Origin of the sequence: Bradyrhizobium sp. NAS96.2 (assembly GCF_001908235.1) — a bacterium.
GTDB lineage: Bacteria > Pseudomonadota > Alphaproteobacteria > Rhizobiales > Xanthobacteraceae > Bradyrhizobium.
The window spans coordinates 1-22,248 of the sequence record NZ_LGHK01000271.1; the positions used below are offsets into that span (position 1 = coordinate 1).

Consider the following 22,248-nt stretch of genomic DNA (forward strand, 5'->3'; position numbering starts at 1 on the left):
GGCAACGCCGGCCCCGATCGCCGCGCGCGCCAGCCCGCGGGCGTAGCTCAGCGGATGCAAATCGCCGCCGCGCGCATCGAGCATCGCGCAGAGATAGCGGTCGCTGCCGGTCATCTCGCGCAGCTCGGCGGCGTTGAGCAGCTTCACCGGCATGCCGCGCCGGATGCACTGCTTCGCCGTGGTCGCGATCGCGGCAGCACTCGCCTCATTGTAGGCGGCGCGCAGCGTGCCGTTCTGCCGCGCCTCGCAGGGGATCTGGTAGCGGCGGATCAGATCATGGGTGAAGTTGGTGTTGCCGTAGGAGAATGCGATCATGCGGCGGCCGAGCTCAGTGCCGAAATCCTGCTCGATCTGGTCCGGGTCGTGCTTCAGCCCGGGATTGGTCTGCCCGCCATTGTTGCCGGAGGCGCCCCAGCCCGGCTCCTGCGCTTCGAGCACGGTGGCAAGTACGCCCTGCTCGGCGAGATGCAGTGCAGTCGACAGGCCGGTGAAGCCGCCGCCGATGATCGCGACCGGCACGGTCTTGTCCGATGTTAGCGGGGGTGTTGGCGTCGCCTCGACCGCGGTGTCGGCATAGAGGCTGGGTGGGAGAGGAAGGCGGGTGGAAGTGGTCATAGGAAGTTACCGAACTGAGACGAGATGATGAGGATGTGCAGGCGCTGCCACGCACTCCCTTCACCTCTCCCGCGTGCGGGGGAGCATAGGTCGCCTTCGGCGACCGTTCTTGAAGAACGCCGAAGCGAAGCTTCGGCTATGTCGCATCGCAGATGCGATACGGGTGGGGGCTTTCTCCCCACGATGACTCCAACTCGTGGCGAGACCCCCACCCCGGCCCTCCCCCGCAAGCGGGAGAGGGAGGACGGCGCCGATGCGGCAGCCTCTCGACCCGACGTCACCATGATCAAATCACAGCGGGTGCAGCACGCGGCGCAGGAAATCCTGGGTGCGCGGGTGCTGCGGTTGGTTGAGGACGGATTTGGCGGCGCCCTGCTCGACGATGACGCCGCCGTCGATGAACAGCACGCGGTCGGCGACGTCGCGGGCAAAGCCCATCTCATGCGTGACGACGACCATGGTCATGCCGTCATCGGCGAGCTTGCGCATCACCGACAGCACCTCGCCGACCAGTTCGGGATCGAGCGCGGAGGTCGGCTCGTCGAACAGGATCGCCTTCGGTTGCATCGCCAGCGCACGCGCGATCGCGACGCGCTGCTGCTGGCCGCCGGAGAGCTTTGGCGGATGCACCTCGGCCTTGTCGGCGAGCCCGACCTGGGCGAGCAGCGCGCGGCCGCGGGCGATCGCCTGCTCGCGCGGCTCCTTCTTCACATAAAGCGGGCCCTCAATGACGTTCTCGAGCGCGGTGCGATGCGGAAACAGGTTGAAGCGCTGGAACACCATCGACACCTGGGTGCGGATCGCGACGATCGAGCGGTCGTTGTTGTCAACGCGCGCACCCTCGACGCTGATCTCGCCGCGATCATAGCTCTCGAGCCCGTTGATGCAGCGCAGGATGGTCGACTTGCCGGAACCTGAGGGACCGATGATGCAGACCACCTCGCTCTTGGCGACCGAGGCGGTGATGCCCTTCAGCACCTCGACCTTGCCAAAGCTCTTGTGGACGTCGCTGAGCTCGATCATTTGCGGTTCGCCTTGTTCTCGAAGTGCCGAACCAGCAGGATGAGCGGAATGCTCATGGTGAGGTACATCAGCGCCACCAGGGTGAACACGCTGGTGTTCTTGAAGGTCGAGGAGGCGATCAGCTTACCCTGCAGCGCCAGCTCGGCGACCGTGATGGTGGAGGCCTGCGAGGAATCCTTCAGCATCATGATCATGATGTTGCCGTAGGGCGGCAGGATGATCCTGACCGCCTGCGGCAGCACCACGCGGCGCATGGTGAGCCACCAGCCCATGCCGATGGTCTGCGCCGCCTCGATCTGCCCTTTGTCGATCGCCTCGATGCCGGCGCGGAAATTCTCCGCCTGATAGGCCGAGTAGGCGATGCCGAGCCCGATGATCGCGGCCTGCAGCGCTGACAGCGCGATGCCGAAATCGGGCATCACGAAATAGATGTAGAACAGCAGCACGATGATCGGGATACCGCGGATCACATTGATCAGCGCGGCGCTGAGCCAAACGAGGATGCGGATGCCGGACACCCGCATCAAGGCCCACACCAGCCCGAGCACGGTCGACAGCAACAGCGAACCGACAGTGACGACGATGGTCAGCCAGACACCCTGCAACAGGATCGGCACGAACTCGACGGCGTCATGGAAGAATTTTTGCATCGGCTCACATTATGGAAGCGTCATTGCGAGCGGAGCGAAGCAATCCATCGGTCCGCAAACACGGAGAGATGGATTGCTTCGTCGCAAGCGCTCCTCGCAATGACGCGGAGAATGCAGTGAAGCTCAATGCCAACTCTCATCGGGGCACACGCCGTCACGACCCACTCGCCTTCTGGCCCCATTTCTCGAGGATCTTCGCAATCGTGCCGTTGGCCTTCAGCTTCGCCAGCGAGGCGTTGATCTTGGCGAGCAGCTCGGTGTCGCTCTTGCGGATGCCGATCGCGACCGTGCCGACGGTGACGGGCTTGTAGCCGTCGACCAGCCGGACGTCGGCGAAATTGCCCTGCTGCAGATTGTAGGCGAGGATCGGATAGTCGGCGAAGCCGGCCTTGAGGCGGCCGGCATTCACGTCGCGCAGGATGTCGGGAATGGTGTCGTAGACCTTGACCTCACTGAACAGCCCGGTCTTCTTCAGCGCGTCGACAAAGGCCGTCCCGACCTGGGCGCCGACCGCCGTGCCCTTCAGGTCCTCCTGCGTGGCATAGGCCTTGGTGTCGGACTTCGGCACCACCAAACCTTCACCATAGGTGTAGACCGGCTCGGAGAAGTCGATCACCTCCTTGCGCGCAGCGGTGGCGAACATCGCGGCCGCGATGATGTCGATCTTGTTCGCGGTCAGCGAGGGGATCAGCGCCGAGAACTGCATCGGCTCGATCTGCACGGTAAAGCCGGCATCCTTGCCGATCTCGGTGGCGAGATCGACCATGATGCCCTGGATCGAATTGGTCTTGGTGTCGAGGAAGGTGAACGGAATGCCGGTCGGCGTCGAGCCGACCTTGAGCACCTGCTGCGCCACCGACGGCGCGCTCACGGCAAGGGCAAACGCCGCCACCGCGGCCTGGACGAGACGCTGAAAGGACATCGCACCACCTCCCGAACTGGCGCCGGTTCCGCCTCGCCCGCTGTGTCAGCGCTTTTGGTTGCGGGCGACGCCGTTCCGGCCTATTTTCACCAATATGAAATTGTGGTCACGAAACCGCGGCCAATGCAAGCGGTTTTCATGCACATGAAGGAAGCTGTGTGACGTGAGCGGCGGCAGGAGAATGCGCAAAGGTGCGGCAGCGAAGCCCGTGACGGCACGCCGCGCGGCCAAAAAGCCCGTGAAGAAGCCGGCCGAGCCCGCGATGGATCTCGCGGTCGGACGCCGCATCCGCGACCTGCGCCGCGCCAAGCAGATGTCGCTGGAGTTGGTCGCCGCGCGCACCGATTTGTCGATCGGCTTCATCAGCCAGATCGAGCGCGGCCTCTCGTCGCCTTCGCTGCGCGTGCTGGCGACACTGGCCGACGTGCTCGGCGTCGGCATCGCCGCGCTGTTCGGCGCGGCGCGGAAGGATGACAGCGCCGGCGGCGTGGTGACCCGCGAGGTGCAGCGCGCCGAGCTGAAACTGTGGCGCACCGGAATCTCAAAGCAGCTCTTGAGCCCCGCTGGCAGCGAGAGCCGGCTCAATCTGTTCCTGGTGCACCTCGAACCCGGCGGCAACACCGGCGACGAGTTCTATACCCATGACGGCGAAGAGGCCGGCCTTGTGCTGCAGGGCGAGATGACGCTGACGGTGGACACCGAGACCTGGACGCTGAAGCAGGGCGACAGCTTCCGCTTCGCGAGCCGCAGGCCGCACCGATTTTCCAATCCGGCGCGCGATGCCAACGCCGTGGTGCTGTGGGTGAATTGCGTGACGGCGGCGGGGTAGGCTGCGCTTCCTCTACCGCCGTCGTCCCGGCTCCCGGCGAAGGCCGGGACCCATTACCACAGGATTGTGTTGTCGAAGAAAGCTGCGGCCCCAGCGTCGCTCCGTAACTCACATTCGTGGTTATGGGTCCCGGCTTTCGCCGGGACGACACCTGTTGTTACGGCGCGATCACGTCGAGCCAGCGTCAGCCCAACCCCATCACGATCTCCTCGATCTTGATCGGGAAATTCCGCACCCGGATGCCGGTGGCATGGAAGACGGCGTTGGCGACTGCGCCGGCGCTGCCGGTGATGCCGATCTCGCCGACGCCCTTGATGCCGAGCGGATTGACGTGCGGATCGTGCTCGTCGACCGTGATCACTTCCATCGGCGGCACGTCGGCATTCACGGGCACATGATACTCGGCGAGGTTCGCGTTCAGGATGCGTCCCGAACGATGGTCCATCACCGCTTCCTCATGCAGCGCGAATGACAGGCCCCAGATCATGCCGCCGCGCAGCTGGCTCTGCACCATCAACGGATTGATGATGCGGCCGGCGGCGAACGCGCCGACCAGACGCGTGGCGCGGATCTGGCCGAGCTCCGGATCGACCTTGACCTCGGCAAACACAGCGCCATGCGCGTGCATCGCATATTGCGACTGCGCCGCCGCATCCGCTGCGCCGCTGCCGCTGGCGTCGACCTCGGCGAGGCCGGCGCGCGCCAGGATCTCGACGTAGCTTTCGCTGCGCGCATCGTCGTCGCGGCGATGCAGCCGTCCACCGCGCGCCACCACGCCGGCATTGCCGGCGCCGAACAGCGGCGAGCGCTCGTCCGTGGTCGCAAGCTCGGCGAGTTTTGCGATCACGGCAGCACCGGCATTGTGGATTGCGGCGCCGACGGTTGCGGTATGCCCCGAGCCGCCGGCAATGCCGGCATCGGGCAGATCGGAGCTGCCGGAGCGGAACGTCAGCTGGTCGAAATCGAGACCGAGCGAGTCGGCCGAGATCTGCGCCAGCGCGGTCCAGGCGCCCTGCCCCATGTCATGCGCGCCAGTCTCCATCACACCGTTGCCATCGGCGCGGATCACCGCGCGCGCGTTGCCCTGGAACATGATGGCCGGGAACGTCGCGGTCCCCATGCCCCAGCCGACCAGAAAACCGTTCTCGTCGCGCATCTGCCTCGGTTGCAGTGGACGTCCCGCCCAGCCGAAGCGTTCGGCGGCCCTGGCATAGCACTGGCGCAGCGCCTTGGAGGAGAACGGCTTGCCGGTGGTCGGCTCGACCTCGGCATAGTTCTTCAGCCGGAACTCCAGCGGATCGATGCCGCAGGCGAACGCCGCCTCGTCGATCGCGCTTTCCAGCACGATCGATCCGGTGGCCTCGCCCGGCGCGCGCATGAACAGCGGCGTGCCGGTGTCGACGCGCACCGCTTCATGGGCGGTGCGGATCGCCGGGCTGGCATAGAGCGTGTGCGAGGCGTCGGCCGCTGGCTCGTAGAAATCGTCGAAGCTCGACGTCGTGACGCGCGCCTCGTGATTGATCACGGCCAGCACGCCGGCATCGTCGGTGCCGATCCGGATGCGCTGGCGGGTCGGCGGACGATGGCCGACCGGGCCATACATCTGGCCACGGCGCAGCACGAGCTTGACCGGACGGCCAATCAGCTTGGCCGCCATGATGCCGAGCACCTGCGGCCCGGAGATCAGCCCCTTGGAGCCGAAGCCGCCGCCGAGGAACGGGCTGTTGATGTGGATGTTCGCCGGCGGAATGCCGAACAGGCCGGCGACGCGCATCTGGGCGAAGCCCATGCCCTGGCTCGGCGTATCGATGAACAGACGGTCGCCGTCCCACACCGCGACGATCGCGTGCGGCTCCATCGCGTTGTGATATTGCGCCGGGGTCTCGTAGGTCGCATCAGTCAGCTTCGTAGCCGCAGCCATGCCGGCGTCGATATCGCCATGGCGGACTTCGGCGGGATTGCCGATGCCGACCACCGGCGGTGCGTAAGCTTCGCCGGCGTCGAGGCCGACGCGCGCGATCTCGACCTGGTAGCGCGGCGACAGCAGCGCCGCGCCTTCGGTTGCGGCCTCCAGCGTCTCGGCGATCACGACCGCGATCGCCTGGTTGGCGTAGCGCACCTCGTCGCTCTGCAAGAGCTCCATGCGGAAGGCGAACGGATTGCCCTTGGCGTCGGGATCTTCCGCGAGCTCCGGCTTGTGCGCCGGGGTCATCACGTCGATCACGCCGGGATAGCGCTTGGCGGCGGCGACATCGAGCGAAGTGACACGGCCACGCGCGATGCAGCTGGTCGCGATCACGGCATAGACCATGCCGGCCGGATGATTGTCGGCGGCATAGCGCGCCTTGCCGGTGACTTTCAGCACGCCGTCGGTGCGGGTCATCGGCTGGCCGATGTTCGAGCCATGCCGGATATGGGCGGGGTCGCGGGTCAGACTGAGTTCAACCGTCATGCGTTACGCTCCTGCAACGGACGAGAAGGGAGAGCCCGGCAGCGCGGGAATGCGATCCGGCGTGCCTCGGGCAGCAAGGGTGAGCGCGCGCGCGACGATGCGCTGCGCGAGCTCGATCTTGAAGGCGTTGTCGCCGGACGGCTTTGCGGCGGCGAGCGCGGCGCGCGCCGCCTCGCGATAGACCGCCGGATCCGGCCTGGCGCCCGCGAGCACCTGCTCGGCCTCGCGCGCGCGCCACGGTTTTGCGGCAACGCCGCCGAGCGCGAGCCGCGCTTCGCGGATCTTGCCGCCCTCGATGCGGAAGGCCGCAGCAGCCGAGACCACCGCGAAGGCGTAGGACGTGCGCTCGCGCACCTTGATGTAGCGGGCATGCCTGGCGAAGTCTTTCGCCTCAGTCGGCAGCCGCAGCGCGACGATCAGGTCGCCACGCTCCAGCGCGGTCTCGCGCTCCGGCGTCTCGCCGGGCAGACGATGCAGCGCCTCGAGCGGCAGCTCGCGCCGGCCGCCTTTGCCCTCGATCTCGACGACGGCGTCGAACGCCACCAGCGGCACGCAGAAGTCAGACGGATGGGTTGCGATGCAGCCCTCGCTCCAGCCGAGCACTGCGTGCAGGCGGTTCTCGCCCTTCAGCGCGTCGCAGCCGGCGCCCGGCCAGCGCCGGTTGCAGGCGCTCCCGGCATCGTAGAAATAGGCGCAGCGTGTCCGCTGCATCAGATTGCCGCCGACGGTGGCGGCATTGCGCAACTGCGCGGACGCGCCGGACAGCAGCGCCTCGGCGACCGCCGGATAGCTGCGCGCGAACTCGGCGTCATGCGCGAGATCGGCGTTGCGCACCAGCGCGCCGATGCGCAAGCTCCCGTCGGCGAGACGCTCGATGCGGTCGAGCCGGGCAGGCGCGTGACGTCGACGAGGCGGCTTGGCCGGCTGACGCCGCCCTTCATCAGGTCGAGCAAATTGGTGCCGGAGGCGAGATAGCTCGCGCCCTTTTCGGAGGCCGCCGCGATCGCGTCCGCGACGCTGGCCGGCCTGACATAATCGAAATTCATCATGCGGAGCGCCTCTGCTTGGTGGCGGTCATGTTGGATTGTGCCTCGAGCACGGCCTCGGTGATCCCCTGATAGGCGCCGCAGCGGCAGAGATTGCCGCTCATGCACTCGCGCACCCGCTCCGGATCGTCGCCGGCCTGCCCTTCCTGAATCAGGCCGATGCCGCTCATGATCTGGCCTGGCGTGCAGAAGCCGCACTGGAAACCGTCATGGGCGATGAAGGCGGCCTGCACCGAATGCAGCTCGCCGCCGCGCCCGACGCCTTCGATGGTGGTGATCTCCGCGCCGTCATGGCTGACGGCGAGCGCGAGGCAGGAATTGATGCGGCGGCCGTCGACCAGGACGGTGCACGCGCCGCACTGGCCGCGGTCGCATCCCTTCTTGGTTCCGGTGAGGTCGAGCCGCTCGCGCAGCAGGTCGAGCAGCGTGACCCGGGGGTCGTCGAGGGTGATTTCCCGGCGGACGCCGTTGATGGTGAGACTGAGTGGGAGATTCATGCAGGGCTCCGATCAGTGTATGGTCGGGTTGAATCGAGGCAACAGGAACCCGTGGCCGCCGATGCATGATCGGCGCGCCTTGTCAGGCCCGGTGCTGGTCGCCATATACGGAGGCATCCTCCGTTTACAAGGGAGGGTGAAAAGAAAAAGCAATGGCCGATCCATCACCAGAAATTGTCCGCAAGCCGCGCGCCGATGCTGTGCGCAACCGCGAGCGCGTGCTGGAAGCGGCCAAGGCCGTGTTCTCGGCCGGCGGCAGCGAGGCGAGCCTGGAGGCCGTGGCGCGCCATGCCGGCGTCGGCATCGGCACGCTCTACCGCCACTTCCCGACCCGCGAGGCGCTGTATGAGGCGGTCTATCGCCGCGAGGTCGAGCAGCTCGGCGATCTTGCCGAGCAATTGCAATGCGCCCCCGAGCCGGTCGAGGCGCTGCGACGCTGGCTGCGCGCCAATGTGGAATTCGTCGCCACCAAGAAGGGCATGGTCGCAGCGCTCGCGCTGGTCGCGCACGGCTCGACCGAGCTGCACGCCTATTCGTTCGATCGCCTGACCAAGGCGATCGGCACCCTGCTCGCGCGTGCGGTCGCAGCCGGCGTCATCCGCAGCGATATCAGCGCCGAGGACGTGCTGCGCGCGCTGATCGGCATGTGCTACATGCACGACCAGCCGGGCTGGCAGACCACCGCGCTCAGGCTGCTGGATGTGTTCGTGGACGGCTTGCGCGTGCAGCCGGCGAGCGCCGCGACGACGGCAAAGCCTGCGAGAAAGGCCGACCGAAAAGCCCCGCGCCGAACATAGCTTGAGCCAAGCCAGGTAGCCCGCATGAGCGAAGCGACATGCGGGATCAAGGACCCCGGATATCGCTCCGCTCATCCGGGCTACGCTTGCAGCCGGAGCCTGCAGCAAAAAAGAAATCGGCAAATGTGAAAAAGTGCACAGACGGTCCGGCCGGCGTCCGGCTAGATCATCGTATTGACGCGTCCAAGCTCATATTTGCTCTAGTTCATATTTGCGATCCAGCCCGGCCACCGCGCCGGGCTTTTCGTTGATCCATCGCGCAGCCGGCCGAACGGGACGGATATATCGTAATAAGATATATCACGCGCCAGGCACACGTTTGACGGCTCCCCAACAGCGGCAATTGAACGAAGGTCGAATGGACCATCCGATGTTTCCATTCACGCCGTCCTCAGGAATGATTATGCTGGCAAGAAAACAGGCAGACGCGCAGGCCAACTTCGCGATCTGCCAATTGGCCATGGCGAGGAAAACGCGCGTTCGCGCTCGAGCTTTCGAGGACGACTCCCGGCATTCGGGAAAAGATGCGCCTGCCGTTCATTTGGATTGCAGAAATGAACGAGAGCATCTCATCTCCGTTTATCCGCTACCCCATTGGCACCTCGCTGCTGATGGCCGGCGTTCTGTTCGTCGGCATGGTCGCCTATCCGCTGCTGCCGGTCGCGCCGCTGCCGCAGGTCGACTTTCCGACCATCCAGATCTCCGCAAGCCTGCCCGGCGCCAGCCCCGAAACCATGGCCTCCTCCGTCGCGCAGCCGCTGGAGCGGCAATTCGCGCAGATTCCCGGCATCGCGCAGATGACCTCGACGAGTTCGCTCGGCTCGACCGCGGTCACCATCCAGTTCGATCTGAACCGCAACATCGACGGCGCCGCCAACGATGTCCAGGCGGCGATCAATGCCGCGGGCGGCCAGTTGCCGAAGAACCTGCCGTCGCCGCCGACCTATCGCAAGGTCAACCCGGCGGACTCGCCTGTCCTCATCTTGTCGGCGACCTCGGACACCCTGCCGCTGATCAAGGTGAGCGATGCGGTCGACGCCCAGCTCGGGCAGCAGATCAGTCAGATTTCGGGCGTCGCCCAGGTGTTCATCGGCGGGCAGCAGAAGCCCGCCATTCGCGTGCAGGTCGATCCCGCCAAGCTGGTCGCCAAGGGGCTCTCGCTGGAAGACATCCGCGGCCAGATCGCCATCACCACGACAGACAGTCCGAAGGGCAACATCGACGGCGCGAGCCGCGCCTACACGATCTACGCCAACGATCAGCTGCCGGATGCCAAGGACTGGAATGACGTCATCGTCGCCTACCGCAACGGCGGCCCGTTGCGGATCCGCGACATCGGCCAGGCCGTCGCCGCGCCGGAAGACATGAAACAGGCCGCCTGGGCGGATGGCCAACGCGGCGTGTTCCTCGTCATCTTCAAGCAACCCGGCGCCAATGTCATCGGAACGGTCGACAGGATCAAGGAGCAACTTCCAAGACTCATCGCCGCGATTCCGCCCGCCATCAAGATCAAGATCATCAGCGACCGGACCTTGACGATCCGCGCGGCGGTCGAGGACGTGCAGATCACCCTGCTGATCACCATCGTGCTCGTCGTCATGGTGATCTTCCTGTTCCTGCGCAGCTTCTGGGCCACGGTGATTCCGGCCGTCACCGTGCCGCTCGCGCTGCTCGGTGCCTGCGCGCTGATGTGGGTGTTCGGCTATACGCTCGACAATCTGTCGCTGATGGCCCTGACGATTGCGGTCGGCTTCGTGGTCGACGACGCCATCGTCATGCTGGAAAACATCACGCGCTATGTCGAGCAGGGTGAGCGGCCGCTCGCCGCGGCACTACGAGGCGCGGGCGAGATCGGGTTCACCATCCTGTCGATCAGCATTTCGCTGGTTGCGGTGCTGATCCCGCTGCTCCTGATGGGCGGCGTGATCGGCCGGCTGTTCCGCGAGTTCGCGGTGACCCTGGCAATGGCGATCTTCGTCTCCCTGGTGGTGTCGCTGTCGCTGACGCCGATGATGGCATCGCGCTTCCTGCGCGCGCATGCCGAAACCAGGCACGGCCGGCTCTACCAATGGAGCGAAGCGGCATTCGATCGGATGCTGCACGGCTACGAGCGCGGTCTCGATCTGGCGCTGCGCTGGAGCCGCACCACGCTATGCATCTTCTTCGCGACCGTTGCGCTGTCGGTCTATTTGTTCGTGATCATTCCCAAGGGATTCTTCCCGCAACAGGACAACGGCTTCCTGATCGCCGTATCGCAGATGGCGGAAGATATCTCGTTTGCCGACATGAAGCGGCATCAGGAAGAACTCAGCAGCATTGTCCGGGCCGATCCCGCGGTCGACAGCATGGCCGAGTTCATCGGCGGCGGCGGCACCGCGTTGAATTCCGGCCGCATGTACATCACGCTGAAACCGCGCGAGGAGCGCGACGCGAACGCCGAGCAGATCATCGCTCGGCTGCGGCCGAAGCTCGAGGCGGTCGAGGGCGCACGGCTCTACATGCAGGCGTCGCAGGACGTCCGGCTCGGCGGCCGCGCCACGCGGACGCAGTTCGAATACACCCTGCAGGACGCCAACCTCGCCGAGCTGAACGAATGGGCGCCGAAGATCCTGACCAGGCTGAAGACCCTGCCCCAACTGCGCGACGTCGCCACCGACCAGCAAACCGAGGGAACGACGCTGACGCTGACGATCGATCGCGACACCGCCTCGCGCTACGGCATCCAGCCGCAACTGATCGACGACACGCTGTACGACGCGTTCGGACAGCGCCAGGTGACGCAATACTTCACCCAGCTCAACAGCTATCACGTCATCCTCGAGATCCTCCCCGAATTGCAGGGCAAGCTCGACACGCTCGACAGGCTCTACATCAAGTCGCCGACGACCGGAGACGAAGTGCCGCTCTCGGTGTTCGCCAAGTGGACGACGGTTCCGGTGCGGCCGCTCGCGATCGCCCACCAGGGGCAGTTTCCGGCGACCACGATCAGCTTCAACCTCGCGCAGGGCGTGGCGCTGGGCCAGGCCACCGACGCGATCCAGAACGCCGTCGCCGACCTCGGCGCCCCGGGTACGCTCAGTTCGAGCTTCCAGGGCACCGCGCAGGCCTTCCAGCAATCACTGAGTTCGGTGCCGCTCCTGATCCTGGCCGCGCTGGTCGTGGTCTATCTGATCCTCGGCATGCTCTATGAAAGCTACATCCATCCGCTCACGATCTTGTCCACGCTGCCATCGGCCGGGGTCGGCGCGTTGGCGATCCTGATGGCGTTCGGGTTCGATTTCAGCCTGATCGCGCTGATCGGCATCATCCTGCTGATCGGGATCGTGAAGAAGAACGGCATCATGATGGTCGACTTCGCGATCGCCGCCGAACGCGAGGAGCACCTGTCGCCGCGCGAATCGATCCGGAAAGCGGCGCTGCTGCGCTTCCGGCCGATCATGATGACGACGATGGCGGCCCTGCTCGGCGGCGTGCCGCTGATGCTCGGCACCGGAACGGGATCGGAAATCCGCCAGCCGCTCGGCTATGCGATGGTCGGCGGCCTGATCGTGAGCCAGGCGCTCACGCTGTTCACGACGCCGGTCGTGTATCTCTACCTCGATCGGCTCTCGAACGCGCTGTCGAGCTGGACGGCAACCAAGCGGGACGACGATGCCGAACCGCCGGTGAGGAACGCCGCCGAGTAGAGGCTCGTCCGCAACCGCGGCTTCACCCGAACCTCTGGTCGTAGCGCTTGATCGACAGCTCCTTGGTGTCGATCTCGGGCGTCTTCCCCGAGAGCATGTCGGCGAGCACGCGGCCCGAGCCGCAGGCCATGGTCCAGCCGAGCGTGCCGTGGCCGGTGTTGAGGTGCAGGTTGGAATAGCGCGTCGCGCCGATCACCGGCGGGCCGTCCGGCGTCATCGGGCGCAGGCCGCACCAGAAGGTGGCCTTGGGAAGATCGCCGCCGCGCGGAAACAGATCGGTCAGCGAATGGTCCAGCGTCGCGCGGCGCGCGGCGTAGAGCTTGGTCGAGTAGCCGGAGATTTCCGCCGTGCCGCCGACGCGGATGCGATCGCCGAGCCGGGTGATCGCGACCTTGTAGCTCTCATCCATCACGGTCGATTCCGGCGCGCCGCTCGCGTCCTTGATCGGCACCGTGATCGAATAGCCCTTCACCGGATAGACCGGCAGCGAGATGCCGAGCGGCCGCACCAGATGCGGCGAATAGCTGCCGAGCGCGAGCACATAGGCATCGGCGGTCATCACGCCGGCGCGGGTCGCAACGCCGGTGATGCGGGTTGCGTCCGCATTCAACCCGTCGATGCCGGTATTGAAATTGAAGCGCACGCCGATCTTCTCGGCTTCCAGCGCCAGCGCCTGCGTGAACATGTGGCAGTCGCCGGTCTCGTCATGCGGCAGCCGCAGCCCGCCGGCGAATTTCTGCTTCACGCCGGCGAGCGCCGGTTCGGCGGCGATGCAGCCCTCGCGGTCGAGCACCTCGAACGGCACGCCATATTGCTTCAGCACCGCGATGTCGTCGCCGGTACCATCGAGCTGCGATTGATAGCGAAACAGCTGCAGCGTGCCTTTCGCACGCTCGTCGTACCGGATGCCGATCTCGCTGCGCAGCGCCTGCAGGCAGTCGCGGCTGTATTCCGCGATCGGGATCATCCGGCTCTTGTTCACCGCGTAGCGCGCCGTGGTGCAGTTGCGCAGCATCTTGAGCAGCCACAGCCACATCACCGGATCGAGCTTCGGGCGGATCACCAGCGGGCCGTGCTTCATCAACAGCCACTTCACCGCCTTCACCGGCACGCCGGGGCCGGCCCAGGGCGATGAATAGCCCGGCGACACCTCGCCGGCATTGGCAAAGGAGGTTTCCAGCGCGGGCTTCGGCTGGCGGTCGATCACCGTCACCTCATGGCCGGCGCGCGCGAGATAATAGGCCGAGGTGACGCCGATCACGCCACTGCCGAGAACAAGGACCTTCACTTTTCCTCACATCCTGCAGCGAAAACGCAATCGCCGCTGCGAAACCACTCTGCTTCGCAACGGCGACAGCAATTTGTAGAGCTAGCGATTATCTCGCTTGCAATTATCGCTCTAGCAATTATCAGGCCACGCGCTTGATTGAATCGCCGAGGATCGAGACGATGTCGTCGATGTGCGACTTCTCGACGATCAAGGGCGGCGACAGCGCCAGCGAGTCGCCGCTCATGCGGAAGTAGAGGCCGCGATTGAAGCAGTCGACCATCACGTCGTAGCCGCGTACGCCGACGACGCCGTCACGCGGCGCGAGCTCGACCGCGCCCATCAGACCCTGGTTGCGGATGTCGACGACGTTCGGCAGGCCCTTCAGCGAGTGCAGGCCATCGCGCCAGTAGTCGGCGATCGAGGCGCCACGGGTCAGCAGAGCCTCGTCCTTGTAGATGTCGAGCGTGGCAAGACCCGCCGCGCAGGCCACCGGATGCGCCGAATAGGTGTAGCCGTGGAACAGCTCCATGGCGTTGTCAGGGCCGACCATCAGCCCGTCATGGACTTGGCGGCTGGCGAACACCGCGCCGCACGGCACGGTGCCGTTGGTGATGCCCTTGGCGGTCGTCATCATGTCCGGCGTCACGCCGTAGAAGTTGGCGGCGAACGGGGTGCCGAGACGGCCGAAGCCGGTGATGACCTCGTCGAAAATCAAGAGGATGCCGTGCTTGGTGCAGAGCTCGCGTAGCCGCTGCAAATAGCCCTTCGGAGCCGGCAGCACCGCGGTCGAGCCCGGCACCGGCTCGACGATCACGGCGGCGATGGTGTCGGCGCCATGCAGCGCGACCATCCGCTCGACGTCGTCGGCGAGCTCGGCGCCGTGGTCCGGCTGGTCCTTGGCGAAGGCGTTGCGGGCGAGATCATGGGTATGACGGATGTGGTCGACACCAGGCAGATGGGTCGCGAACTGGCGACGGTTGGCGACCATGCCGCCGACCGACATGCCGCCGAAGCCGACGCCGTGATAGCCGCGCTCGCGGCCGATCAGACGGGTGCGGGTCGGCTGGCCGGCGGCGCGGTGATAGGCCAGCGCGATCTTCAGCGCGGTATCGACCGACTCAGAGCCCGAATTGGTGAAGAAGATGCGATCCAGCCCCTTCGGGGCGATCTCGGCGAGACGCTCGGCGAAATCGAACGCCAGCGGGTGGCCCATGTTGAAGGACGGCGCGAAGTCCAGCGTCGACAGCTGGCGCTCGACGGCGGCCGCGATCTGCGGGCGGCCATGGCCGGCGTTGACGCACCACAGACCGGCGGAGCCGTCGATCACCTGCCGGCCGTCGACCGAGGTGTAGTACATGCCCTTGGCGGAGGAGAACAGCCGCGGCGCTTTCTTGAACTGCCGGTTGGCCGTGAAGGGCATCCAGAACGAATCGGTCTTGATGGTGTTCGGAATCTGATGAACGGTCACGGCGGCGCTCCATTGTTGGTTAGCCTAGTCGGACCATTCTTCACGGCACTCAACAAGTCCTTTTCTGTCACACCGCAAGCCATTGATCTTGTTGAGGCGGTCTGCGAAGATTTGTTCGATCCGCAACACCTGCAACAGGGATCCTGTCATGAGCGTCGACATCGGCGGTCGGCTTCGATTCATCCGCGCGCGGCACAAGCTGTCGCAGCGCGAGCTCGCCAAGCGCTCCGGCGTGACCAATTCGACGATCTCGCTGATCGAATCCAACCAGATGAACCCGTCGGTCGGCGCGCTGAAGCGCATCCTCGACGGCATCCCGATGGGGCTTGCGGAGTTCTTCGCGATCGAGCCGGAGCGGCCGCGCAAGGCGTTCTACCGCGCCGACGAGCTGACCGAGATCGGCAAGAAGCCGATCTCCTACCTGCAGATCGGCGACAGCCTGTTCGGACGTGCGTTGCAGATCCTGAAAGAGCGCTACGAGCCCGGCAGCGACACCGGCCGGGTGCCGCTGGTGCATGAGGGCGAGGAAGGCGGCATCGTGGTCTCGGGCCGGCTCGAGGTCACGGTCGACGACGAGCGGCGGGTGCTCAATGCCGGCGACGCCTATTACTTCGAAAGCCGCCGCCCGCACCGCTTCCGCTGCATCGGCGCCAAGCCGTGCGAGGTGATTTCGGCCTGCACGCCGCCGACGTTTTGAACCCGGCGCAGGCGATGCGCGACCCAAGCCGCAAGGGCCGCGTGTCGCGGCATTTGCGGATGACGTCCATGCCTTGCTCCCCACGGCTTGCCGCCGCCGTCGCGGCCATCACGGTCCTTTCGTCCGGCCCATCGGTTGCGATGGACGATTTCCTGCGCGCATCGAGCAGCGCGCCGACCGCGATCAGCCTGTGCGGCGACAGCGGCGATAGCACGATCAAGACCGCCGACTGCAAGGAGGCCGGTACCGACAGACTGGTGATGCAGATCGACAAGGCATTCGACGCGGCACTCGCGAAGATGCCAGCGAACGTCAAGCCGCTGTTGAAGCGCGACCAGGCCTGGTTCAACGAGATGATCATCGACGCCGCGGAAGTGCTGGCCGATTCCGGCGAGGACGAACTGAAGCAGAGCTTCACCGAAGCGTTGCGCCGCCGCGCGGCTATGCTCGAGGGGATCGCATCCGGCCGGCCCGGCATTGCCGGCAAATGGGTCAATGCCTTCGGCAGCATCACGCTGACGCCGGCCGACGGCGGCGCCTATCGCCTCGCCGCCGATCTGCGCGGCGATTATGGCGGCGACCGCAGGCGGACCTGCAAGCTGACCGCCGAGTTGCAGCCTTCGGGGACGGCATGGCTCGCCGGCACCGTGGTGATCGTTGCGGACACGCCGGCCGACAAGCCAAAGACCGACACGGCGACGGACGCAGCCGCCGCGCCCGCCAAGCCGCCGTCACTAAAACTCCGCCGCCAGGGCGAGACCTTGCGGATCGTCGGGACCATCGATGACGAGGACTGGGACGGCCTCAACGACTGCTCGTCGATGTGGCAGGTCACCGGCAGCTATTTTGCCGCCGGCAAGGATGCGGCATCCGACAAAGCGGACATCACCTTCGTCGCGCCGACCTTCGACTGCACGAAGCCTGAAACGGCGACCGACGAGGAAATCTGCGCCGATCCTGATCTCGCCGACAACGACCAGCGGCTGAACCGCGCCTGGAAGGCGTTGCAGCCGCGGCTCGACGAGGCGACGCGGCGCGCGCTGATCGACGACCAGCGCAACTGGGTGAAGAGCCAGACCGAACAATTCCCGGAATTCCTGCATCCGGCCTGGAACAAGCAGAGCTCGCAGGTCCACTTCACCGTCGATGCACGCGATCACGTCGACGGCTTGCAGCGCGAACGCCTGGCGCTGCTCGAAGGCTTTGACGACAAGCGCAGCGGACTTGCCGGCGTCTGGCTCGCCTACAACGCCATCATCAAGGTCACCGCCGACGGCAACGGCGCCGTGACGGCCAAGGGATGGAAATGGGAGCAGGGAGACTGGAAGGCCGGCTGCGACTACGAGATGACGGGCAAGATGGCAGGCGGCGCGTTCCGCTCCGACGAGCGGCGCAAGAATCCCGATACGCTCGAGCGCGACCATGCGATGCTGATCGTCAACCGGCTCGACGATGCCTTCGCCAAGAAGCGCACCGGGAAGGACGGCGCTGAAGACAGCGCCGATGAGGCCAAATGCAGGCGCCGGCTCGACAACTCCTCGACCGCGCGGCTGTTTCCCGCCCGGCCCTCGCCCGATATCGACAATCTCAAGGGCTCGATCAGGTAACCGCGCGACCTGATGGCTGCGCCATCACAAGTTGCGGGTCTGCCGGTCGCCATAGGCGATCACGAATGCGACCGTTGCGAACATCATAGTCACGGCGATGACGACGAGAATGGTATCCAGGGTCATGGCGCTCCTCCAAGCTTGACGAACGAACGCTAACGCGCCGGCCGGAAGGAGCCTTGCGGCAGATCAATTTTGATCGAAATCGTATGGGGCATGAAACCGCGGCGGTTCTTTTGCGTATGCTCAGCCATCGAAGGGAGCATTCCAATGCGCGCGATCGCCCTCATTGCCGCCATTCTGTTCGCCCTCGCCTCACCTGCCCGAGCCGACGACGCCGGCGCCGCGCGGGATGTGATCCGCGCCCAGGAGCAGGCGTTCGGTCGCGACGACGCAGCTAGCGCCTATTCCTACGCCGCGCCCGCGATCCGGCGGATCTTTCCGCAGGCCGAGATCTTCATGTCGATGGTGCAGAGCCAGTACGCGCCGGTCTATCGCCACAAGAGCTTCGAGTTCGGCGCGGCGCAAAGCGACGGCGACCGGATTGCGCAGCGCGTTCACATCGTCGACGCCAATGGCGAGGCGTGGGAGGCGCTCTACACGCTGGAGCGGCAGGCCGACGGCAGTTTGAAGATCACCGGCTGCTCATTGCTGAAGGCCGGTCAAGCGGTATGAGCGCAGCTCATGCCATCGCCAGCCGCTGCCGTGACCGCAGCAGGAGCAGCAGGATGATGCTGACGTTGAGCAGGTTCCAGGCCAGGCCATTGGCGAAGGCGGCCGCATAGGAACCGGTGGCGTCGAAGATCACGCCCGAGATCCAGCCGCCAAAGGACATGCCGAACACCGAGGCGAAGATCACGATGCCGATCCGGGTCGCAGCCTCGGACGCCGGCATCGCCTCGCGCACGATGATGGCGTAGCTCGGCACGATGCCGCCCTGGAACAGGCCGAACATCGCCGAGATGACGTAGAGCGAGGTCAGGCTGTCGAAGAACAGATAGAACAGCAGCGCCGAGCCCTGCGCGATCGAGCCGATCAGGAGCGTGCGGATGCCGCCGATCCTGTCGGCGAGGAATCCCGAACCGATCCGGCTGATGATGCCGAAGCCGAGCATCAGCGACAGCATCTCGGCGCCGCGCGCCACGCCGTAGCCGAGATCGCCGCAATAGGCGACGATGTGAACCTGCGGCATCGACATCGCCACGCAGCAGGAGATCGACGCCAGCGACAGGATCGCGGTCAGCGCGTTGGTGGAGAGCTTGAGGTCGACGCGCGGCGGCGCCGCGTTGACATGGCTGCGCCGGGTCGCCGCCCCCATCAACAGCCGCAGCACCACGAGCGCCAGCGCCATCGCGATCGCGGTGAAGATGCCGATCGCGATATGGGTGGTGCGCCAGCCGACGCTCTGCATGCCGAAATTGACCAGCGGCGGCCACACCGTGCCCCCGACATAATTGCCGCTGGCGGCGATCGCGACCGCAAGCCCGCGGTAGCGCTCGAACCAGTGCGAGGCCTCCGCCATCAGGGGACCGAAGGTCGCGGCCGACGACAGGCCGATCGCGAAATGGAGCAGGATGAAGGCCAGGATCGACGGCGCGTAGCCGGCCCCGATATAGCCGAGGCCGAGAATGCCGATCCCGGCGCCGATTGCCGCGACGATACCGTAGCGGTCGCTGATCTTGCCGGTCACGACCTGGCCGAGGCCGAAGCCGAGCATCACCATCGTGAAGGCGAGCGAGGCCGTTCCGCGGGTCGCGCCGAAGTCGGTCTGCACCATCGGCAGCGCCACCACGACCGACCACATGCCGACGCTGCCGAGCGAGCCGATCACCACGGCGACGACAAGGCGCAGCCATGCCCGGCTCGAGTCGGGAACGAACGTTGCAGCTTCAGGGGAATATTCAGAAGAAATTACCACGGCACGCGGAACTTCGTCGGCAATTGCCTCCGGGTCAAGCCGCATTGCCGAGAGATTAGGCATGCAGCAGCAAGGGGACGCGCCGAACTTCACCGGCGCGTGAGCACCTCATTTGCCGTAGTTCGGATCCTGCGCCTGGAACGGGCCGCACTTCGCATCGAGCCCAAACCGGTGATCGAAATCGACGGTGCCGCCGCCGACCGGGATGCGGGTCGGCGGCAGGCCGCGCGTGTACTGATCCACCGTCACGAACTTCTTGTCCGCGCTCATCGTGACGTGCACCGGCTCGAGGCCCTTGCCCTTGTTGAGCTCGGTCAGATCGAGCGTGTAATAGCCCTCCGCCGTTGTGCCCGCCACCATGCCGCCATGCGGTGCGAACGCGACGGATTGCGGCAAATAGACCTCCATCAGGACGCCGTTGCCGTTGCAGGCGATCATGCGGATCAGCCAGGTCCGATCGTCGGGCAGCGTCGTGGCCGAGGCCGGCGCCGACAGCAGCGCGATGGCCGCGGCGAATGCTGCCGTGACGGTTCGACCTGCGCGGTTCGCCATGGATGCCTCCGGCGGTTGAATGCCTTGCTGGCGTTTTCGTCGAAGACGAGGCCGCGAAAGTTCAATGGCGGTGTGGACCCAGCGATCACGGCCGGACCGGTCGGCCGGGAATATCGTCGGCCGAACCGTGATCCATGCTGACAAGGAAAAAACTGATACAATGCGAGCCGGTTCACACTGGCGGCTCGCCATCCGGACCTATCATCCCGCCGGATGGCGCGCAGTTCGCAGGTTATGAGGATCGAAGCGCACACTGTCGGAGGCTCATCATGCATTCGTCGTCAGCAGAGTGGTTACCCGTTGCAACAGCGCCGTCGGACCGGGAACTCGAGGTCTGTGTCCTCGACTATGACGGCATGGTCCATGCGCTGATGTTCCCGTGCCACCGGGACGGCGCCGAGTGGGTCGACCATGCCGGCAGCAGGCACCTCGACATCCAGCCGACGCATTGGCGCAAATGGATGCAGTCGGCCAACTAACGCCGCGCTGATCGGTCCGGTGCAGCCGACACCGGCCTCGCACCGGCCCGGATATTGCGCTAGAATTGCCACGTGAGGTTCAAGGGTGGGCCAGGAGGCTCGTCATGGAATCACACGTGACCCCTTTCGAAAATCGCTGGACCAACGGCAAGCATGCCTGGGAATGGCATTGCGAGCTCGAGCGGCTGGGCGTGGCGACCGTCCGGACGATGTATTGCGAGCATGAGACGCACCGTCGCAACAAGTCGACGGTGGTGTTCGATATCCCTGTGGGCTTTGTCCACGACTGGCTGGCGTTCCACGACCGGCGCGCCGCCCGGCGGCAATTGCTGTGGCGCGCCAGCGTCATCACGCTCGGCCTCATCGCCGCATCGGGCGCCGTGCTCGGTATGCTGAGATAGGGGCCGCGACCCCGTCGCCGGAACAGCCGGACGGTCCGCCCCCTTTCCGGCCGGGAATCCCATGCCCGAACGCCTTTGACATCAGGCGCAGCCCTCAGACGGCACTTATTAACCCTTTGCTAACCATACACCCGGCAAGAATTGCCGAGTGAAGTCGAGTGTCGTCGAACGCGTCTAACGGGCGGAGATCCCCGTGAACGCCAGCGCGGTGCCTCACTTTCGGAACGGCGGCCCTGCGGCCGTCGCGCAGACGCTTGGCGGCCGCGGCCGCCAGTCGCGAGGGAGAGCGGCTACCATGGTCGACATCACGGCGGGTCAGGGCACGGCAGGCAAGAGCGGATTACCGAGCCTCGGCGAGATCGGCGACATCCTCAAGCGCGGCGACATCGCGCTGGCGGTCGGCGTCCTCACCATCCTGGTGGTACTGATCCTGCCGCTGCCCTCGATCGTGCTCGACCTCTTCCTGGCGGTCTCGATCACGGTCTCGATCCTGATCCTGATGACCTCGCTGTTCATCCAGGCGCCGCTGGAATTCTCGTCGTTTCCGACCATCCTCTTGATCTCGACCATGCTGCGGCTGTCGCTGAACATGGCCTCGACCCGGCTGATCCTGAGCCACGGCCACGAGGGCACGGCGGCCGCCGGCCACGTCATCGAAGCCTTCGGCAACTTCGTGATGGGCGGCAACTTCGTGATCGGCATCATCGTGTTCGCGATCCTGGTGATCGTGAACTTCGTGGTCATCACCAAGGGTTCGGGCCGCATCGCCGAAGTCGCGGCGCGCTTCCAGTTGGACTCGATGCCCGGCAAGCAGATGGCGATCGACGCCGACCTCTCCGCCGGCCTGATCGACGAGAAGGCCGCCAAGGAGCGCCGCAAGGCGCTGGAAGACGAAAGCGGCTTCTTCGGCGCGATGGACGGTGCCTCGAAATTCGTCCGCGGCGACGCCATCGCAGGCCTTCTGATCGTCGGCATCAACATCGTCGGCGGCATCATCATCGGCGTCGCCCAGCAGGGCCTCTCCTTCAGCGAGGCCGCCCGCAGCTACACCGTGCTGACGGTCGGCGACGGCCTCGTCACCCAGGTGCCCGCGCTGATCGTCTCGACCGCAGCCGGCCTGCTCGTCTCCAAGGCCGGCATCACCGGCGCCGCCGACAAGGCGCTGATGCGCCAGCTCTCCGGCTATCCGCAGGCGCTCGGCATGTCGGCCGGCGTCATGCTGGTGCTGGCGCTGCTGCCGGGCATTCCGACGCTGCCTTTCCTGGCGCTGGGCTCCGGCGCCGCGGCGCTGGCCTGGAACGCGCGCAAGAAGAAGCGGGTCGCCAACGCCGCCGAGGCC

The 22,248-nt window shown here is 65.8% G+C and carries 19 protein-coding genes and 1 pseudogene; 9 read left to right on the forward strand and 11 right to left on the reverse strand.

Annotated elements, in window-relative coordinates; genetic code table 11:
- The 4 genes from AC628_RS38805 to AC628_RS38820 all read right to left on the reverse strand — a co-directional run.
- A partial coding sequence (locus tag AC628_RS38805; protein ID WP_143202040.1) for an NAD(P)/FAD-dependent oxidoreductase occupies window positions 1–615 on the reverse strand: 615 nt, incomplete at its 3' end.
- A gap of 291 nt (window positions 616–906) precedes the next feature.
- A complete protein-coding gene (locus AC628_RS38810) occupies window positions 907–1,638 on the reverse strand; it encodes an amino acid ABC transporter ATP-binding protein (protein WP_074131904.1) in 732 nt (243 codons plus the stop codon).
- Window positions 1,635–2,288, reverse strand: coding sequence for an amino acid ABC transporter permease (locus tag AC628_RS38815; protein ID WP_074131905.1), 654 nt, complete (start codon window positions 2,286–2,288; stop codon window positions 1,635–1,637). Before AC628_RS38815 ends, AC628_RS38810 begins: the two co-directional genes overlap by 4 nt.
- A 154-nt stretch (window positions 2,289–2,442) precedes the next feature.
- Window positions 2,443–3,210 carry an ABC transporter substrate-binding protein gene (locus tag AC628_RS38820; RefSeq protein ID WP_074131906.1) on the reverse strand — a complete coding sequence of 256 codons (768 nt, stop codon included), beginning with the start codon at window positions 3,208–3,210 and terminating at the stop codon, window positions 2,443–2,445.
- A 181-nt stretch (window positions 3,211–3,391) separates the two neighbouring features.
- On the opposite strand from AC628_RS38820, the gene AC628_RS38825 reads away from it, so the two are divergent.
- On the forward strand, window positions 3,392–4,039 hold the full coding sequence (locus AC628_RS38825) for a cupin domain-containing protein (protein WP_074131907.1): 648 nt from the start codon (window positions 3,392–3,394) through the stop codon (window positions 4,037–4,039).
- 184 nt (window positions 4,040–4,223) lie between these two features.
- Here AC628_RS38825 and AC628_RS38830 read toward each other — a convergent pair whose 3' ends face one another.
- The 3 genes and pseudogenes from AC628_RS38830 to AC628_RS38840 form a co-directional block, all read right to left on the reverse strand.
- Window positions 4,224–6,491, reverse strand: a complete 2,268-nt coding sequence (locus tag AC628_RS38830) for a xanthine dehydrogenase family protein molybdopterin-binding subunit (protein ID WP_074131908.1) — start codon at window positions 6,489–6,491, stop codon at window positions 4,224–4,226.
- Window positions 6,492–6,494: 3 nt separating this feature from the next.
- Window positions 6,495–7,540, reverse strand: a pseudogene (locus AC628_RS38835) (FAD binding domain-containing protein).
- Complete coding sequence (locus AC628_RS38840; RefSeq protein WP_074131909.1) at window positions 7,537–8,034, reverse strand: (2Fe-2S)-binding protein; 498 nt, start codon at window positions 8,032–8,034, stop codon at window positions 7,537–7,539. The pseudogene AC628_RS38835 and the gene AC628_RS38840 overlap by 4 nt, the downstream one beginning before the upstream one ends.
- A 152-nt stretch (window positions 8,035–8,186) precedes the next feature.
- On the opposite strand from AC628_RS38840, the gene AC628_RS38845 reads away from it, so the two are divergent.
- Both AC628_RS38845 and AC628_RS38850 read left to right on the forward strand, forming a co-directional pair.
- On the forward strand, window positions 8,187–8,831 hold the full coding sequence (locus AC628_RS38845; RefSeq protein ID WP_074131910.1) for a TetR/AcrR family transcriptional regulator: 645 nt from the start codon (window positions 8,187–8,189) through the stop codon (window positions 8,829–8,831).
- A gap of 554 nt (window positions 8,832–9,385) precedes the next feature.
- Window positions 9,386–12,517 carry a multidrug efflux RND transporter permease subunit gene (locus tag AC628_RS38850; protein WP_074131911.1) on the forward strand — a complete coding sequence of 1,044 codons (3,132 nt, stop codon included), beginning with the start codon at window positions 9,386–9,388 and terminating at the stop codon, window positions 12,515–12,517.
- Window positions 12,518–12,539: 22 nt separating this feature from the next.
- Here the strand turns inward: AC628_RS38850 and AC628_RS38855 are convergent, their stop codons facing one another.
- Both AC628_RS38855 and aptA read right to left on the reverse strand, forming a co-directional pair.
- On the reverse strand, window positions 12,540–13,805 hold the full coding sequence (locus AC628_RS38855) for a D-amino acid dehydrogenase (RefSeq protein ID WP_074131912.1): 1,266 nt from the start codon (window positions 13,803–13,805) through the stop codon (window positions 12,540–12,542).
- Window positions 13,806–13,926: 121 nt separating this feature from the next.
- Window positions 13,927–15,255, reverse strand: a complete 1,329-nt coding sequence (gene aptA / locus AC628_RS38860) for an omega-aminotransferase AptA (RefSeq protein WP_050425332.1) — start codon at window positions 15,253–15,255, stop codon at window positions 13,927–13,929.
- 148 nt (window positions 15,256–15,403) lie between these two features.
- Between aptA and AC628_RS38865 the strand changes: the two genes are divergently transcribed.
- The 3 genes from AC628_RS38865 to AC628_RS38875 all read left to right on the forward strand — a co-directional run bounded on the left by AC628_RS38865 (window position 15,404) and on the right by AC628_RS38875 (window position 18,234).
- Entirely contained in the window at window positions 15,404–15,952 is a 549-nt protein-coding gene (locus AC628_RS38865) for a cupin domain-containing protein (RefSeq protein ID WP_018273259.1), read from the forward strand.
- Window positions 15,953–16,020: 68 nt separating this feature from the next.
- Window positions 16,021–17,559: a lysozyme inhibitor LprI family protein gene (locus AC628_RS38870; protein ID WP_168193534.1), complete on the forward strand. Its 1,539-nt coding sequence runs from the start codon at window positions 16,021–16,023 to the stop codon at window positions 17,557–17,559.
- Between the two features lie 270 nt (window positions 17,560–17,829).
- Window positions 17,830–18,234, forward strand: a complete 405-nt coding sequence (locus AC628_RS38875) for a DUF4864 domain-containing protein (RefSeq protein WP_074131914.1) — start codon at window positions 17,830–17,832, stop codon at window positions 18,232–18,234.
- A gap of 7 nt (window positions 18,235–18,241) precedes the next feature.
- Here the strand turns inward: AC628_RS38875 and AC628_RS38880 are convergent, their stop codons facing one another.
- Complete coding sequence (locus AC628_RS38880; protein ID WP_074131920.1) at window positions 18,242–19,477, reverse strand: MFS transporter; 1,236 nt, start codon at window positions 19,475–19,477, stop codon at window positions 18,242–18,244.
- Between the two features lie 108 nt (window positions 19,478–19,585).
- Window positions 19,586–20,029 (reverse strand): hypothetical protein, encoded by a 444-nt coding sequence (locus tag AC628_RS38885; protein ID WP_074131916.1) that lies wholly within the window; start codon window positions 20,027–20,029, stop codon window positions 19,586–19,588.
- 269 nt (window positions 20,030–20,298) lie between these two features.
- On the opposite strand from AC628_RS38885, the gene AC628_RS44525 reads away from it, so the two are divergent.
- The 3 genes from AC628_RS44525 to AC628_RS38895 all read left to right on the forward strand — a co-directional run.
- On the forward strand, window positions 20,299–20,508 hold the full coding sequence (locus tag AC628_RS44525) for a hypothetical protein (protein ID WP_168193535.1): 210 nt from the start codon (window positions 20,299–20,301) through the stop codon (window positions 20,506–20,508).
- A 104-nt stretch (window positions 20,509–20,612) separates the two neighbouring features.
- Window positions 20,613–20,909, forward strand: coding sequence for a hypothetical protein (locus AC628_RS38890; RefSeq protein ID WP_074131918.1), 297 nt, complete (start codon window positions 20,613–20,615; stop codon window positions 20,907–20,909).
- A 295-nt stretch (window positions 20,910–21,204) separates the two neighbouring features.
- Window positions 21,205–22,248: FHIPEP family type III secretion protein (locus tag AC628_RS38895; protein ID WP_210190322.1), on the forward strand; the 1,044-nt coding region annotated here is incomplete at its 3' end.

What these genes read in the sequence shown, in the direction of transcription:
- AC628_RS38810 (WP_074131904.1), bottom strand. Translation starts at nt 1,638, where the DNA reads ATGATCGAGCTCAGCGACGTCCACAAGAGCTTTGGCAAGGTCGAGGTG.
- AC628_RS38815 (WP_074131905.1), bottom strand. Translation starts at nt 2,288, where the DNA reads ATGCAAAAATTCTTCCATGACGCCGTCGAGTTCGTGCCGATCCTGTTG.
- AC628_RS38820 (WP_074131906.1), bottom strand. Translation starts at nt 3,210, where the DNA reads ATGTCCTTTCAGCGTCTCGTCCAGGCCGCGGTGGCGGCGTTTGCCCTT.
- AC628_RS38825 (WP_074131907.1), top strand. Translation starts at nt 3,392, where the DNA reads ATGCGCAAAGGTGCGGCAGCGAAGCCCGTGACGGCACGCCGCGCGGCC.
- AC628_RS38830 (WP_074131908.1), bottom strand. Translation starts at nt 6,491, where the DNA reads ATGACGGTTGAACTCAGTCTGACCCGCGACCCCGCCCATATCCGGCAT.
- AC628_RS38840 (WP_074131909.1), bottom strand. Translation starts at nt 8,034, where the DNA reads ATGAATCTCCCACTCAGTCTCACCATCAACGGCGTCCGCCGGGAAATC.
- AC628_RS38845 (WP_074131910.1), top strand. Translation starts at nt 8,187, where the DNA reads ATGGCCGATCCATCACCAGAAATTGTCCGCAAGCCGCGCGCCGATGCT.
- AC628_RS38850 (WP_074131911.1), top strand. Translation starts at nt 9,386, where the DNA reads ATGAACGAGAGCATCTCATCTCCGTTTATCCGCTACCCCATTGGCACC.
- AC628_RS38865 (WP_018273259.1), top strand. Translation starts at nt 15,404, where the DNA reads ATGAGCGTCGACATCGGCGGTCGGCTTCGATTCATCCGCGCGCGGCAC.
- AC628_RS38870 (WP_168193534.1), top strand. Translation starts at nt 16,021, where the DNA reads ATGCCTTGCTCCCCACGGCTTGCCGCCGCCGTCGCGGCCATCACGGTC.
- AC628_RS38875 (WP_074131914.1), top strand. Translation starts at nt 17,830, where the DNA reads ATGCGCGCGATCGCCCTCATTGCCGCCATTCTGTTCGCCCTCGCCTCA.
- AC628_RS38885 (WP_074131916.1), bottom strand. Translation starts at nt 20,029, where the DNA reads ATGGCGAACCGCGCAGGTCGAACCGTCACGGCAGCATTCGCCGCGGCC.
- AC628_RS44525 (WP_168193535.1), top strand. Translation starts at nt 20,299, where the DNA reads ATGCATTCGTCGTCAGCAGAGTGGTTACCCGTTGCAACAGCGCCGTCG.
- AC628_RS38890 (WP_074131918.1), top strand. Translation starts at nt 20,613, where the DNA reads ATGGAATCACACGTGACCCCTTTCGAAAATCGCTGGACCAACGGCAAG.